A 15,865-nucleotide genomic window follows, 5' to 3' on the forward strand; every position below is an offset into this window, starting at 1 on the left:
ATTCGATCGACAAAGGAGAGAATAAATTCATGCTTATATCACAAGGGGCCAAGAGGCTCAGCCTGCTGATTACTATTATGATGCTTTTAGGCTTGCTCGCAGCATGCGGAGGAGGCAACTCAAGCAATAAAACGGTTGACACTGGAAAGAACAATAAAGGGGCTGTAGATGATACGAAAGCCGATCAAACGATCAAAGGAAACGAGGATTATAAGGGGGAATTTGTTTTATGGACATGGGAGCCGGAGCATGATACCGCACTAGCTGCATTTAACGCCAAGTATCCGAATATTAAGCTTAAGCGCGTTAATGTTGCGGCAGAGGATATTTCCAAAAAACTGCAAACGACCATCGCGTCGGGAGGCGAGCTTCCGGATGTCGTAAGAATCGAGAGCGGGCAGAAAGCGAAAATATTTGATATGGATATTCTCGAAAATCTTGAAGATGGACCCTACCATGCAGACAAATCGATTCTGTTCGATTATGACTCAGCAAGCTTCTCCAAAGACGGTCATATGATCTCTATTCCAGATGATATGAGCGTTGCCGGAATTGCTTATATTAAACCACTTGCTAAACAATATTTCGGAACCGATAATCCTGAGGAAATGGAAGCTATGTTTACGGACTGGGATGTATTTATCGAGAAAGGGAAAGAGGTTCTGCAGCAAAGCGGCGGTAAAGTGAGAATGTTCCCAAGCCTTGGGGACGTGAATCAAACGCTGAAGGGCCAACGGACTGAGCCGTATTTTGACGGAGAAAAGCTGAATGTGCCGATGCTTACTAAAACGGTAACTACGCTAGTCAAATTCCGTGATTCAGGAATTATAGATAAGCTTGATCAATGGACGCCTGCTTGGAACGCCGCATTCGGAGGAGATAAATACATATTTGCGATTTGTCCGGTATGGATGCCGCAATATGTAATCGGGCCAAACGACAAGAAGGATGACCGCTGGGCACTAATGGTGCCTCCTAATGGCGGCTTTATTAGAGGGGGCTCCTCTCATGGTATACCGAAAGGCGCCAAAAACGGTGAGCTCGCATGGAAATGGATCGAATTTGTTTCAATGTCGCAGGAAGGCGCAGAAGCGCAGAAAACCGATGGCGTGTTCACGCACTTCAAAAAAGCTTACGAGGACGCTTCCTTCACGAAATGGACATGGCGGAACTTCGGAACTCAAGATATCGGTCATAAATTTTTCGTCAATATTTCAGAGTCAACAACGGATATGCCGGAAAATATTAATGATTTAGTTCTGGACGACGCTATGAATATAGTCATTCAAACGTTAGCCAAAGACAATTCATTCGGCGTAGATCAGGCGTTGGATAAGATTCAAAAAGAATTGAAAGCGAAAGCTCCGAGCATTGTTTGGGAGTAATTTGTAATTCACGAGTTGCAGCATGAGAGAAAGCGGCCTTTCCCTTGGCCGCTTTTCCTTTCACAGCATGTTTAATAGTTGGGAGTGTGAACGATGGATGCCGTAAAAAGAAGATGGGTGCCTTACTTTTTCCTTTCGCCGTACATGCTGTTTTATTTGGCATTCGGCCTGATCCCAATGATCTTTTCATTATACGTCAGCTTGACGAGCTGGAACGGGATCAGCGAAAAAACATTCGTCGGATTTGACAACTATAAATTTCTATTCAATCCCGATTCTTATTTCTTTAAATCAGTCGGCAATACGCTGCTGTTTGTATCATTTACGCTGCCGCTTCAAATTATTTTTGGATTAATAATCGCCTCGCTGCTTTACAGCCGCTGGGTTAAGTGGAAGGGCTTTTTTCAATTAGTCAATTTTCTTCCCTATATTGTAACACCGGTCGCTGTAGGATTGATGTTCAACTTGCTGTTTGACTGGCAGTCGGGATTTGTTAATAAAATTTTACTTCATTTGGGATTGATCGACGAGGGGATCTATTGGCTGGGTGATCCTCTGTATGCAAGAATGGTTATTATTGTAATGCTGTTTTGGAAGGGCTTTGGATATACGATGATTTTTTATTTGGCTGGTCTTGCCAATATACCAAAGGATTTGAATGAAGCTGCACAGGTGGATGGAGCATCGGGTATGCGTACGTTTATCTCGATTACGCTTCCGCTTCTGAAGCCAGTTACTATTTTCATTGTAATCACCGGCATTATCGGAGGGTTTCAACTGCTGGAGGAACCGATGCTGCTGCTCGGAGGGGCTGGCATGGGTTCGAGTGCGGCTGTTATCGGTGGACCGGATAGATGCTGTTTAACGACGGTTTGGAATATGTATGATACTGCGTACGGAAGCATGACTCGTTATGGCCTTGGTGCAGCTATTGCTTATGGATTATGTCTAATCATTGCGTGCTTCTCCTTTATTGGCGCAAGATTTTATAGGGGGGAACCGGAATGAGCCCCTCCTTGCGCACGGTCTTTTCAACTACCGCGATTGCTATTCTTTCTGTATTCGCGCTGCTGCCTTTCTATATTATGCTGATTATGGGAACGTATCAGAACGAAGACCTTTTTACAAAAATAGTTTTAGTGCCAGGTACGTACTTGCTCGAAAATTTCAAAACGGTGGCGGCAAGCCGTTTCGATCTAGTTTATTTGAACAGCTTGATCGTATCGCTGGCAAGTACGGTGCTATCGGTATTCGTCAGCGCATTCGCAGGCTTTGCTTTCGCTAAGCATCATTTTAAATACAAGAACAAAATATTCGCAGCAGTGCTGCTTACGATGATGATACCTGGACAGCTTGGTCTGGTTGCCTATGTCATAGAGATGCGCTATCTCACCTTGTCAGGTACATTGCTTCCGCTCATCATGCCTTGGGTTGCTAATGCATTCGGCGTGTACTGGATGACGCAGTTTATCAAAAGCGCTGTTCCTATGGAAGTGCTGGAGAGTGCGCGAATGGACGGCTGTTCAGATGTAGGCGTATTTTTCCGCATTGTGGTGGCTTTCATTTATCCTGCCATTACGACGCTCTCACTTCTTGTCTTCTTATGGTCATGGAATAATTACTTGCTTCCGCTCATTATTATTAACAAACCGGAGCTTTATACGATACCGCTTGGAATTACCGCGCTGGGAGACGCGTATCGTACGGACTTGGCTGCTCAAATATTAGGCTTAACACTAGGTACAATTCCAGTGCTTCTTTTGTTCGCAATTGGTTCCAAAAGCTTCATTCGGGGTTTAACAGCAGGCTCGGTTAAGGGGTAGGATGATCTGACTAGCGTTAATAGAAAGAACTGCTGGTTAAGACGGCAGCATAAAACAGGCATCTTCTGCGCGATTAACTCGTGCGAAAGATGCCTGTTTTTTCGTGTTTCACGCTCTCAATTGGCGTCTTCTCGCAGCAATCAATCTGATCGCTGTCCATAGCCATACAGCACCGATCACCACAAGCACAACGAATGAGCTTAGTGTGTAATGGCGGGCTTTGGCAGTGTCATCAAAATGAATGCCGCCAAGCAGTTTTTTGCCGTGCTTCATGAGGGATAGCTGCAGTACCGGATCATTAGTCATGCCGCCCGCGTTTACGCGGAAGCCATTATATTGTCCAGGCTTGTTAATACCGGCCTTCACGGTCAGCGTTATATCTATGCCCAGGTCCTTGCACACTTTAAGCAGCGACTTTGAGAAGCCGCCGAAAGGAAAGGCGAGCACATTATTCTGTATACCGAGCTTCTCGTGCAGCAGATCATTAGCTTCACTTAAGTCCTTCGTCACGCGCTGCACATATTCTTGCTCTGTTTCCTGTCGTTTCTGATCTTTCAAATAAATTTTATCAGCGAGCATGGCTACTTGCTTTTCATTAGATTCATCAGCCGGGAGATAGGTATGTGAATCGTAGGTATGGCTGAAAAACTCAATTCCATTTTTTTGCATCAGCTGGACTTGTTCCCATGATACTTTCTTCATCCCATAGTGCTTCGGATTGTCGATCGAATTGACAATAAGGAAGCTGGATGCAGGTGCTTGGTACTTCTGTAGAATGGGATATGCATATTTGTACAGCGATTCATAGCCATCGTCGAATGTAAGAAGAACAGCGTTCACTGGGACAGGAGCGGAATGCAATATAAAATCCCTGTATTGGCTCATCGTAATCCAGTGAAAGTTATTATCTCTCATTAGTTCTAATTGTTTCTCGAAATTAGCGACGGACAGCGTGCTTACTTCAATCGGATCTGGATCAAGATCGTGATACATCAATACGATGACACGATTCTCATAATAGATCCCGTTTGGATCATTGGATTCAGGCTGCAATCCCTCGTAAGGGAAGACGACAGTGTTTGTGCTGTTTGTCTCGCTGCTAAACATTCGATTTAAAACAGGAATTTTTGAATGATACCTTTGCACGACAAAGTAGCTGAGAACGATAGTGCCGACCAATAACAGTAGCGATAATACGATAAATCTTCTTTTTAATGTCATATTGCGTGCCTCTCCATACCAATAAGTAATAGTAAAATGCAGAATCCTCAAAATTATATATTAGGTGATTATAACATAGGTTAATTTGAATTGGACGAAAAGATTATGTCATTCATTCGTCGAAGTATGGAATGACGAAGGAGGCTCTCAAGCTTGAGAGCCTCCCTCGGTTTAGAATCGTAAAGTGATTCTATTATCGCTTGGTACGGCGGGAATTTAGCCATAGTGGGATACGGAACACTAAATTAATGATCAGCACGACGAATACGAGAACGGCAGCTGCTTTCTGGGCAATCTCCTGCGCATCGCCAACAATAGCCTCGGATTGAACGTACCAGAGGTGAACGGCAAGCGTTGCACCAGGCGAGAAGAGGCTGAAATCCCACATTTCGCCTGAGGTTGTCACGCCTGCGGTTAGGATGATGACTGCACTTTCCCCGAACGCACGACCAGCCACAAGGCAGATGCCTGTTATGATGCCGTTAAGTGCAGCAGGAATAAGCGCGCGTGTAATCGTCTGCAGGTGAGTGCCGCCAAGTGCGAAGGAGGCACTCTTAAGCTCCTTAGGAACCGCACGGATTGACTCTTCGGTTACACGAGTAAGGACTGGAAGATTGAGGAAGGCAAGACTGACCGCTCCTCCAAGAATGGTTAAGCCAATTTCAAAATATTCGACAAACAAAGCGATTCCGAATAATCCGAAGATGATGGACGGCACGGAAGCGAGTCCTTCTACACAAATGCGAACGAAGCCGATCAGCTTATTGTCAGGGGCGAATTCAGCCAAATAAATGCCTGCTGCCATTCCGAGCGGGATCGAAATAATCAAGGAAATAAACAAAATATAAAAGGAATTGAGCAGGGTGGGACCGATGCCGCCGCCTTCTTCAATTTCACTTGGCAAGCCGAATAGGAAATCCCAAGTCAGCTTAGGCAGCCCATCCTGCAAAATGAGATAAAGCAGACCGAATATAAATACAATGATAAGGATGCCAAGCGACCAAACAACGCCGGTGAACAGCCGGTCTTTTAGTCGATTAAGGCCGTGCTTGCTGCTAAATGGATTGTCCATGGAGGCAGTAGGGAGAGCTTGCTTCATGCTTGTGCACCCTTTCTTTGAAGCCATCGAATGGCAACGATCATAACTAGAGAAATAACGAGCAGCAGGAAGCCCATCATATAAAGAGCGTAGTTCCAAGTGGAGTCAAAAGGAACGTTGGAAATTTGCATGACGATGTTGCTCGTAAGCACGGAGGTTGGTTTGAGCAGGCTGTCTGCCAGTTGCGGCGTATTGCCGATTACCATAACGACGGCCATCGTCTCCCCGACCGCACGAGCCATACCAAGTATTACTGCATACATAATACCGCTTTTGGCAGATGGAAGCTGTACTCTCCACACCGTTTGAAATCTTGTCGCGCCCAGCGCGTATGAAGCATCGCTGAATTTGGCTGGAACAGCACTGATAGCATCATCACTTATACGGCTTACAGTAGGCAGTACCATAATGGTCAGAACTAGCGCTGCTGCGAGCAGCCCATCGCCCATTCCGCTGCCGGTAACATTTCGAATGATAGGAATAAGCACGGTTAAACCGAGGTAGCCGTAGACGACGGAAGGGATACCGACGAGCAGATCCAGAACCGGACGTAGCATGTTTTTGAGCCATGACGGTACGAAGACGGAAAGAAATACAGCAATGATTAAGGATACAGGCACGCAGATTAATAGCGTTAACGCCGTAAGAGCAAAGGTGCCGAAGATGAAAGTGAGCGCACCGTATTGTTCATTCTCGGGATTCCACTCCGTGGAAAAGAAAAATTCTGTCATTGAAATGTTATTGAATGTCAGAACACCGGTGCGGAACATTAAGAGCAGAATCAGCAAGAGGATAAGGCAAACAAAACCGGCAGCGGCGATGCAGACGTAACGGAAAAGACGATTTGTGAAAAATAAGCGAGATCTCCGGTCAAACGGCTTGCTGCTGCCTGACAGAATAGCTGTGCCTAGCTCAGCAGAGCGTCGCGGCTGCGGACCAACCTGAGTGGATTCCAACATATATAATAGGCTCCTCTTAGTGGAATCGGCTGTCGTTGGCCCTATGGCAGCGAAGCTCGATCCGTTTTGAAATATGAACAGGATAAGATTAAGGATATCCCTGCGATTAGAAGTAAAGAACGGCCGGCTTAAGCGCTCCTTTGCGCAAGCCGACCGCTCCTTGGAATCGAAACTATTTAATTGCTGAGATTGGAATAAATTTCAGCTTTTTCAACGATCCGTTTTGGAACTTCGTGCTTTGAATATATTCGATGAATTCCTTTGTTGCTCCAGTAGGCTCGCCCTTAGTCATAAAGTAGCCGTAGCCCCAAACTTTATATTTGCCGTTAATGACGTTAGCCTCAGTTGGCGCGATGTCGTTAATTTTAAGTGCAGTCATTTTGTCTGTTACATAGGCAAGGTCCATATAACCGATCGCATTAGGCGTCGTTTCAATTGTTGTCTTCATGTCGCCGCTTGTTTTGACTTCTTTGTAGTTGTCGCCTTTAGTCATAAAGTCGGTGCCATCGAGCGCCTTGTCTTGGAAGTTAACGCGAGTTCCTGATCCGAAAGTACGGTTTACAACGATGATTTCTGCATCTTTGCCGCCTACGTCTTTCCAGTTTTTGATTTTGCCGGAGAAGATCCCTTGCAGATCTTTTGTAGTCAGATTCGTTACGCCTACGTTTTTGTTAACTACAGTTGCGAAAGGAATAATAGCTACTTTATGAGCGACTTGGCCGTCAAATTTTTTGAAGCCTGGTACGTCCTTGGTAGCATCCCAGTCTACAGCTCCAATGTCAGCGATTCCTTTGCGTACAGCCTGAGGTCCTGTGATCGAACCTGCAGCAGACGCTGAAATTTTCACTTTTGGATTCAGCTTTTTGAATTCATTAGCCGCTTGAAGCGTCAATGGCAGAAGAGCCGACGAGCCGTTAATGACGATTTTGCCGGTTAGCTTGCTCGCAGCATGAACCGTAGAAGTTGAAGCGGGAACAGAGCTGAAGCCGACTACGGCAATAAGCGCAGCGATCGTGAGTTGTTTAAACCATTTCATTAGGAATGACCTCCAATTAATTAGTTAGTTATATTTTTCCAATTTCCGTTAACAAACACAGCCAGTTGACCTTCGATAAGTGCCGCAATATCCGAATTATTCGATATAATCAGTTCTGACGCGCGGTCAGTCACAGTCTGTACAAGTCTGCTCGCACCCGTTGCGCTGTCAATTTCATAAATAGCGTTCGTGCTGTTACCATCAGCCGTTAGCAGATATAGCTTGCTTCCGCCTTGAACCAGTTGGTAGACGTCTTTCTCTGCGAATAGAGGTGTGCTTGCTTTTCCTGTATTATCCACTGTGATGAGCTGTCCGATGCTTGCATCGTCTGCGCTCTCGCTGATGTAGCTTACTTTGGAGCCGTCTGCTGACAACTTAAGGAACACTTTATCAGCTGTATCCTTGGTAAGCTGTACGGGCTTATTGTCCGCAGCAGCAGTGTTGTAATAGTAGATTTGCGGCTCAGTGCCTGTAGCATCAATTGCAACATCGTCAAGCTCAACATCCTTGTTGCTGTCAGCTGTAACCTTCGGTTGTTTGAAGACGTAGAACGCAAATTTCGTTCCGTCTGTTGATATTTCAAGATTCGCCTTGTAGTCAACTTTGTCTTCCAGTACTTTGGACACTTTTCCGTCTGCTACTGTAAGCTTAGCGATAACAGAGCTTTTGTCCCCTTGCAGGAAGAAGAGGGACGTGCCGTCTTTGGACCATTGCAGTTCGTTCTTGATCGAGTCGTCTGTGCTGATTTGAGTTGATTTCTTGCTGCTTAGATCAATTGTGTATACGGCGCCATTCGCATCGGAATAAGCAGCGCTTCTGCCATCTGGAGAAAGAATAAGATCGGATGTATCTTCGGATGCAAGAAGCAGCTCGTATTTGCCTGTTGCTGCGTTTACTAAGTAATCCTCGCGGCCCTTATCAGCAGTATTGGAGACGATAAGCTGGGAAGAGTTAACCCAGACAGCACGCTCTGCGCCTTCAAGCAGTTGAACGGTGGAGATGGTGTTGTCCTCATAAGTGCCACCAAGCGCTTTAACAAATGCTTGAGGTTCGATGAATGTGGAGTAAGCTACTTCTTTCGCCGGGTAATTCAGAGGAGTGGCTACTCCGTTAACATCAATTGTTTTTGAAGCAATTTTTAGCTTTACTGTGTTATTTCCAAACTTCACAACAACAGTGTGGTCTTTGTTAATATGCAGTGTAGCGCCTAGTGCGTTCGTTATGTCGCGAACGGAAGCAAGCGTGACATCGCCATCGACTATCGTGCGAATCGAATACGGGTTTGCATTAACTAGAAAAGTGGATTGTTCAATTTGCACAGCGTGCTGGCCTGCTGCCGTTTGTGCGAATACAGGAGTGACTGCTGTTGCGCTAATTGCTGCTGCGATCATCGAGATTACCATTGCTTTTTTCATTTGCATGGAATAATGTCACCTTTCTCAAATGGGGTATTTTTTTTTATAAACCGAATCTCCGACAGCCTTAGTCGGTATGTATAGTTGGCTCGATCCCTCCCAGGCAGGTTAGTTCGGAACTTTTCTTGATTGCTTATGCTTGTTATTCTTTTCCACTTGATAATAGCAACGTTTTGTTATCCCAATATTTAGAATTTGTATGGAATTTGTAAACGTTAGAGGAAAGATATGAGAATGCATTAAATAGAAAAAAGCCCTCAGAAATTGAGGGCTTCTTCCGTATTATCAGCGTCCAGTAATGGATGCTTCTTGCTGATTTCTTCAAGCTGAACTATTTCAACACATATATAGAAGATACTTAATTGATTTTCGATTATTGTCGATAAAACAACGGCGTTCATTGATGATCATATTGACACTAAAAACAATTATGTGTTATATAAAAGGAAGAATTAGCACTCTAATTATTAGAGTGCTAATCACGAGACGAAACTTGTTATTTATGAATTGAAAGGAGTTTCAACCATGGCGAAAAAACAATTTAAAGCAGAATCAAAGAGATTGCTGGAAATGATGATTAATTCCATTTACACGCAGAAAGAAATCTTCTTAAGAGAACTTATTTCTAATGCGAGCGATGCCATTGACAAAATATATTACAAAGCTCTAACTGATGATCAATTAGTGTTCAACAAAGAGAGTTACTACATTAAAGTAGCAGCTGACCAAGCAAACCGTACATTGACTATTACAGATACAGGTATCGGGATGACGAAGGAGGATCTTGAAAATAACCTCGGGATTATTGCCAAGAGCGGCTCATTCGCATTCAAAAATGAAAATGAAATCAAAGATGGCCATAATATTATCGGTCAGTTCGGTGTTGGCTTCTATTCCGCCTTCATGGTAGCAGATGTGGTTACGGTAATCAGCAAAGCTTTGGGCAGCGATGAGGCTTTCAAGTGGGAATCCAAAGATTCTGACGGTTATACGATTGTGCCTTGCGAGAAGGAAACGGTCGGAACTGAAATTATTTTGAGAATTAAAGAAAACACGGAGGACGAGCAGTATGATGAATATCTTGAGCCGTATCGCTTAAGAGCCATTATCAAGAAATACTCCGACTTTATTCGATACCCAATTAAGATGGACGTAAAAGAACAAAAGCTCAAAGAAGGCAGTGAAAACGAGTTCGAGGAGCATCAAGAAGAACAGACTTTAAACAGCATGGTGCCTATTTGGCGCAAAAGTAAAAATGAGCTGACAACCGAGGACTATAACAATTTCTATTTCGAGAAACGTTACGGCTTCGACCAGCCGATTAAGCATCTTCATATTAACGCGGATGGCGCTGTAATTTATAATGCCATTTTGTTTATTCCAGAAAATACGCCGTTTGATTATTATACAAAAGAATATGAGAAGGGCTTAGAGCTTTATTCCAATGGCGTGCTCATTATGGATAAATGCTCAGACCTGCTTCCTGATTATTTCAGCTTTGTGAAAGGCATGGTCGATTCAGAAGATTTGTCGCTTAACATTTCACGAGAGCTGCTGCAGCATGACAGACAGCTTAAGCTCATCGCCAAAAACATTAAGAACAAAATCAAAAGCCAATTGCAAAGCATTTTGAAGGATGAAAGAGAAAAGTATGAGCAGTTCTATAAATCATTTGGCAGAGGATTGAAATTTGGCGTATACAATGATTACGGCGTCAATAAAGATGATCTCCAAGATCTGCTGTTGTTCTATTCCTCCAAGGAGAAGAAGCTGGTTTCTCTAGATGAATACGTTTCGAGAATGCCTGAGGATCAGAAATACATTTATTATGCATCCGGCGAATCGATTGAAAGAATAGAAAAGCTGCCGCAAATTGAGCTGGTATCGGATAAAGGCTACGAGATGCTGTACTTTACCGATGACATCGATGAATTTGCTATCAAAGTAATTGCGAAATACAAGGAGAAAGAATTTAAATCTGTATCGAGCGGTGATCTGGGCATTGAATCGGATGCCTCCGACAACAAAGCGGATACAGAAGAGAGCGAAAGCAAAGATCTTTTCGAGCAAATGAGCACCATTCTAGCTGGAAAAGTATCGAGCGTGAAAGCTTCTAAGCGTCTGAAATCCCATCCGGTTTGCTTATCCGCTGAAGGTGAAGTAACGATCGAGATGGAAAAAATATTAAAGGCGATGCCAAACAGCCAAGATGTAAAAGCGGACAAGGTATTAGAAATCAATATCAATCATGAAGTATATCAATCCTTGAAAGCCGCTTACTTGAATGATAAAGAGAAGCTGAATCTCTATACCAACCTACTATATACTCAAGCGCTGCTTATAGAAGGCTTGCCGATTCAGGATCCTGTGGAGTTCACGAACGATATTTGTAAAATCATGGTCTAGTTATAGCAAAAACCTCCTGATTTCAGGAGGTTTTTTTGATGGGATTTTTCCTCTATTATCTGGAGTAGCCGAACAAACTCTTATTGGAAAAATAGCCAAAAGTTCATAGTATTAGATTTTGGCATAGTGTACAATGTAGGCATGGGAGGAAGGCTATGCCATGAACTTTTACGCGACTTTTTTTATAAACATAAGTATCCTTATCACCAGTTCTTATCTTTTTAATTTGCTATATAAAAACCTCATTCAGAAATACTCTTACCTGACGAGACATATCTTCTTGATTGTCATATTTATTTTTTCCGGCTGGCTAGCTATGAGTGTTGGAGTGAAGATGAACGAGGGTCCTCTCTTTGATTTGCGTAACGTGCCGATTATTGTAGCGACGCTTATGTTCAGCAATCCCCGGCATATTGTTCTAATTGGTCTTGGAATGGCGGGCGCGAGATATTTCGTTAATGGAATGTCGTTCAATGCGGTAACCGGATCTCTTAATATTTTCTTACTGGGTCTGGTCGCTGCGGGACTTGTGATGCTATACGCACGAAAAAAGGAATGGAATTATCGCTTGAAGGCGACGATTTCACTTCTAGCCATTAATATCTCACAAGTTGCGGGTATATTGATCTTTGGAGCAGTGCCGCGAGCGCTCTATTTTAAACAAGTAATGCCGTATACTTTACCGCTTGGGTTATTGCTTGGAGCTTTTTTCTTGTTTATTATTCATGATTTTTATAAGGAGCAGCTTCGAGTGGACGAGCTTAGCTGCAAGAATAAGCTCCTTCTTAAGCAAACGGAAGAGCTTAGTGCGGCAAAGAAGGAACTGGAGGGACAAGCGCTTCAAATTATACAAGCATCGAAATATAAATCGGATTTCATGGCTAATATGTCACATGAGCTCCGAACACCGCTCAACAGTATTATCATTCTATCCCAGCTCATTCGTGAAAACGACAATGATAAGGTGCAAGAAGAGCATCAGCAATATGCGGACATTATTCATGAGTCTAGCAATGAGCTGCTTCGAATCATCAATGATATTCTTGACCTCTCCAAGGTGGAGGCAGGGAAAATGGAAATAGATTGGGCAGCTTCTTCAATCGAGGATGTGACGCAGCTCGTTTATTATCAGCTTCTTCCGATGGCGGAGAAGAAACAACTGGACTTTAAAATTCATGTGAGCGCTGAGGTGCCGGAGGTAATCGTAACCGATGCATTGAGGCTAAGCCAAATACTACGCAACTTGCTTTCCAACGCTGTTAAATTTACAGACCAGGGAAGTATTACTCTACGTGTATCGTTGGATCCTGCGAACAGCTTCGTTTTGTTTACCGTTAAGGATACCGGAATCGGGATTGAGGAAAACAACCAGCTTCTCATCTTTGATGCTTTCCAGCAGGAGGACGGTACTATTAATCGGAAATATGAAGGCACCGGACTCGGACTTTCCATCAGTCAACAGCTCGCCAAGCTGCTCGGAGGCAAGCTTACGCTCAGAAGCGCAAAGGGCAAGGGCAGTGAATTCACACTTCATTTACCTATTACTCCAACCATGAAGCAAGGCTAGCATTCGCAAACCTAAGCACACGCTTACGAAGAAAGGTTTGCATTCGCAAACCTAAGCATACGCTTACGAAGAGAGGTTTGCATTCGCAAACCTAAGCATACGCTTACGAAGAATGAGGAGAACTCATATGCCGGATTGGTCTTATCAGACGCTTTTTCGCCCTTTACTTTTTAAATTGCCTTCTCGTTTAAGTCGATCCATTACATTGAGAACCATGGGCACATTAAGCAGATTGCCTTTAGGCCCTTTTGTTATTAGAACATTTGGACATATGGAACCCTCCCCCTTGCTGGAGTGTAATGCTGCTGGAATCGCACTTGATACTCCTATTGGCATTTCGGGCGGGGTAGATGGACAAGGAATTGCTCATAAAGCATTTGCCCAACTCGGATTCGGGTTCATTGAACATGGGCCAGTCACGGTGAAGCCTATTACGGATTCAGCACCTATTGAGAACGACTATGAACATGAAACGATTCGGTATCCGTCATATTACGAGAATGAAGGCGTTGAGAGAATTATCGAACGTATGGCAATGCCTCAGCATGCTCTGCCGCAAATGGTGCGAATGACACCACTGCCGGGTGCTTCGCCTGAGCAGGCGCTTCATGAGCTCGGTTTCATGCTGAAGCGATTCAATCTCAGCGAGGCCGCAGGGCTTTATGTAGATGTTTTTTGCGGCAACAGAAGCTGGGAGGAATCTTTTACTATAATAGAGGGCTTGCCAGCACTAGTTACTGCGTACCATCATTCTCAAACGCCTTTATTTTTGTATGTTCCGCCGGAATACTCCAATGAGAAGCTCATATATTTGCTGAATTTACCGCAATCCGCTTTCTGGAGCGGCGTTGTTATTGGTGAAGCTATCCATGACGGTGAGGGTATGCTTGTTGGTAGAGATAGTAAAGCGCTCTCCTTGCAAAAAATAACTCAAATACGGAATCATTGTAATCCGTCGTTGATTATTAAAGCAGGAGGCGGAGTTCACGAACCAATGGATGCGCTGGAGCTTTGGGAAGCGGGCGCAAACCTCATTATGCTGCACAGTGGATTAGTCTATGCGGGGCCGGGCTTGCCTAAGCGAATTAATGATGCCATCATCTATGAGCAAGTCAGGCAAACACCTGCTTCAAAGCCGCCATCGTTTTGGAAGCACTGGGGCTGGATGTTCCTGCTCGGCTTAGGCATGATTATTGGCGGCATACTTTCATGGATCATTGCGGCTACGTCCGTTCTATTACCCTATGACTTGGATTTTATAGGCTTATCTATTGAGGAAATAAGTCATGTTAATCATCGACTGCTGCATTTCATGTCTCATGATCGGATTACATTGGCAGGAACAATGATTTCTATCGGTATATTGTATGCACAGCTTGCAAGATACGGTTTGAAATGTAGTTTACACTGGACCAAAACAGCTTTAATGACCTCCGGTATAGCTGGCTTTTTAAGCTTTTTTCTATATTGGGGATATGGATATTTTGATCCTCTGCATGCACTGGCTGCTGCATTGCTATTTCCAATGTTCATTCTATCAATGCGCAAAAACCCAGATTTGCCTAATCGCAAACCGGTGAATGTTCATAATGATCGAGTATGGCGAATCGCCATGTGGGGTCAGCTATGCTTCGTCGTACTTGGTTTTGCGCTAGCCATTGGCGGTATAACGATTGCTGTAAAAGGTGTGACAGATGTATTCGTAACACAGGATCTTGCGTATATGCATACAACAAATGCTCAATTAAATGAAGCAAATCCGAAATTAATTCCATTGATAGCCCATGATCGGGCCGGTTTTGGAGGAGCCTTGTTATGTGATGCAATAGCCATCCTGATTATTGCGTTATGGGGAATAGGGCAAGGAGAGCGTTGGCTTTGGTGGACCTTATTGCTTGGAGGAGCGCCGGGCTTCTATGCGGGTTTCAGCGTTCATTTCGGAATAGGCTATACCGATTTCTGGCATTTGCTGCCTGCTGTTTTTGCATTGCTTCTGTATGTTTGTGGCATTATTCTGCTCTATCCTTATCTAATGCTAAAACCTAGACATTCATTTTTGAATATGGAGGTAATCACGACAAATGCATCGGATTGATGAGCCTATTCCATTTACAGTACGAGACCCTGAAGCAGCCAATTTAAATTCTCAAAAACTAGAGTTGGCTTATGACAAGCTCGTGAATGAGTTTCCTAGTATGTACAGCCTTCTGATTGTGAAGGATGCGCAGTTAGTATTCGAGCGTTACCGTTCAGGGGCAGCGTTCTCCTCAGCTTTTAGCATAAAATCAATAACCAAAAGTATAATGAACGCTCTAGTGGGAATTGCAATTAGAGATGGACTCATTCAATCGGTGGATCAGTATATTGTTGATATTATTCCTGAATCTGAATTGCCTGTGGAGATGCTGAAGAACCTTAACGGCTTGCAAATTCGCCATCTGCTATCTATGACACATGGATTAGAAATTGAAGAAAATAGTGCAGAGATGTTGGAGATTTGGAGAAGTCCAAGTTGGCTTCAATCCATTCTGGAGATACCATTATCCTCGAAGCCGGGAGAAAGATTTCAGTACTGTACCTGCTCGACTCATCTTTTATCCGCAATCATATCAAAGGTTACGAATGTACCAGCTTCATATTATGCTAGCCGTATGCTCTTCTGGCCTCTTGGCATTCCAGTGCCCCTTTATTGGGAAAGTGATCCTCAAGGCATTAACTGGGGCGGAACAAATATGTTTCTTACTCCTCGAATTCTTGCACGGTTCGGGCAATTGTACTTAGCTGATGGTGTTTGGAACGGTCAACGTATTCTGCCTTCTGGCTGGGTAGACGAATCACTTACATATAAATCCGAAGGCTGGTCCAATTATGCACAATATGGCTATTTGTGGTGGATCTCAACTTGTGAAGGTATTGATTATGCGTTTGCGTCCGGCTATGGGGGACAATATGTA

General features: G+C 43.9%; 12 protein-coding genes (1 of these 12 only partly in view). 7 read left to right on the forward strand and 5 right to left on the reverse strand.

Annotated elements, in window-relative coordinates; translation table 11 throughout:
- Positions 1-29 precede the first annotated feature (29 nt).
- The 3 genes from CEF13_RS04505 to CEF13_RS04515 all read left to right on the forward strand — a co-directional run bounded on the left by CEF13_RS04505 (position 30) and on the right by CEF13_RS04515 (position 3,208).
- Positions 30-1,385 (forward strand): ABC transporter substrate-binding protein, encoded by a 1,356-nt coding sequence (locus CEF13_RS04505; protein WP_102709617.1) that lies wholly within the window; start codon positions 30-32, stop codon positions 1,383-1,385.
- A gap of 93 nt (positions 1,386-1,478) precedes the next feature.
- On the forward strand, positions 1,479-2,393 hold the full coding sequence (locus CEF13_RS04510) for a carbohydrate ABC transporter permease (protein ID WP_102709618.1): 915 nt from the start codon (positions 1,479-1,481) through the stop codon (positions 2,391-2,393).
- The gene (locus CEF13_RS04515) at positions 2,390-3,208 is read left to right on the forward strand and encodes a carbohydrate ABC transporter permease (protein ID WP_102709619.1); all 819 of its coding nucleotides are present in this window, start codon (positions 2,390-2,392) and stop codon (positions 3,206-3,208) included. Before CEF13_RS04510 ends, CEF13_RS04515 begins: the two co-directional genes overlap by 4 nt.
- 108 nt (positions 3,209-3,316) lie before the next feature.
- Here CEF13_RS04515 and CEF13_RS04520 read toward each other — a convergent pair whose 3' ends face one another.
- The 5 genes from CEF13_RS04520 to CEF13_RS04540 form a co-directional block, all read right to left on the reverse strand.
- Entirely contained in the window at positions 3,317-4,429 is a 1,113-nt protein-coding gene (locus CEF13_RS04520; RefSeq protein ID WP_102709620.1) for a polysaccharide deacetylase family protein, read from the reverse strand.
- Between the two features lie 193 nt (positions 4,430-4,622).
- On the reverse strand, positions 4,623-5,501 hold the full coding sequence (gene pstA, locus CEF13_RS04525) for a phosphate ABC transporter permease PstA (RefSeq protein WP_166742861.1): 879 nt from the start codon (positions 5,499-5,501) through the stop codon (positions 4,623-4,625).
- Positions 5,502-5,524: 23 nt separating this feature from the next.
- On the reverse strand, positions 5,525-6,487 hold the full coding sequence (gene pstC / locus CEF13_RS04530) for a phosphate ABC transporter permease subunit PstC (protein WP_102709622.1): 963 nt from the start codon (positions 6,485-6,487) through the stop codon (positions 5,525-5,527).
- Between the two features lie 172 nt (positions 6,488-6,659).
- Positions 6,660-7,523, reverse strand: coding sequence for a phosphate ABC transporter substrate-binding protein (locus CEF13_RS04535; protein ID WP_102709623.1), 864 nt, complete (start codon positions 7,521-7,523; stop codon positions 6,660-6,662).
- Positions 7,524-7,543: 20 nt separating this feature from the next.
- Positions 7,544-8,944, reverse strand: coding sequence for a stalk domain-containing protein (locus CEF13_RS04540; RefSeq protein WP_102709624.1), 1,401 nt, complete (start codon positions 8,942-8,944; stop codon positions 7,544-7,546).
- A gap of 519 nt (positions 8,945-9,463) precedes the next feature.
- Between CEF13_RS04540 and htpG the strand changes: the two genes are divergently transcribed.
- The 4 genes from htpG to CEF13_RS04560 all read left to right on the forward strand — a co-directional run.
- Positions 9,464-11,344 carry a molecular chaperone HtpG gene (gene htpG / locus CEF13_RS04545; protein WP_102709625.1) on the forward strand — a complete coding sequence of 627 codons (1,881 nt, stop codon included), beginning with the start codon at positions 9,464-9,466 and terminating at the stop codon, positions 11,342-11,344.
- 280 nt (positions 11,345-11,624) lie between these two features.
- Complete coding sequence (locus CEF13_RS04550; protein WP_166742858.1) at positions 11,625-12,911, forward strand: ATP-binding protein; 1,287 nt, start codon at positions 11,625-11,627, stop codon at positions 12,909-12,911.
- A 286-nt stretch (positions 12,912-13,197) separates the two neighbouring features.
- A complete protein-coding gene (locus CEF13_RS04555) occupies positions 13,198-15,006 on the forward strand; it encodes a beta/alpha barrel domain-containing protein (RefSeq protein WP_243864643.1) in 1,809 nt (602 codons plus the stop codon).
- Positions 14,993-15,865, forward strand: the 5' portion of a protein-coding gene (locus CEF13_RS04560; protein ID WP_102709628.1) for a serine hydrolase domain-containing protein. The gene runs 147 nt beyond the window's last position; the window shows 873 of its 1,020 coding nt (coding positions 1-873); the start codon lies at positions 14,993-14,995; its stop codon lies beyond the right edge, outside the window. The genes CEF13_RS04555 and CEF13_RS04560 overlap by 14 nt, the downstream gene beginning before the upstream one ends.

This window comes from Paenibacillus castaneae, assembly GCF_002884445.1.
GTDB lineage: Bacteria > Bacillota > Bacilli > Paenibacillales > Paenibacillaceae > Pristimantibacillus > Pristimantibacillus castaneae.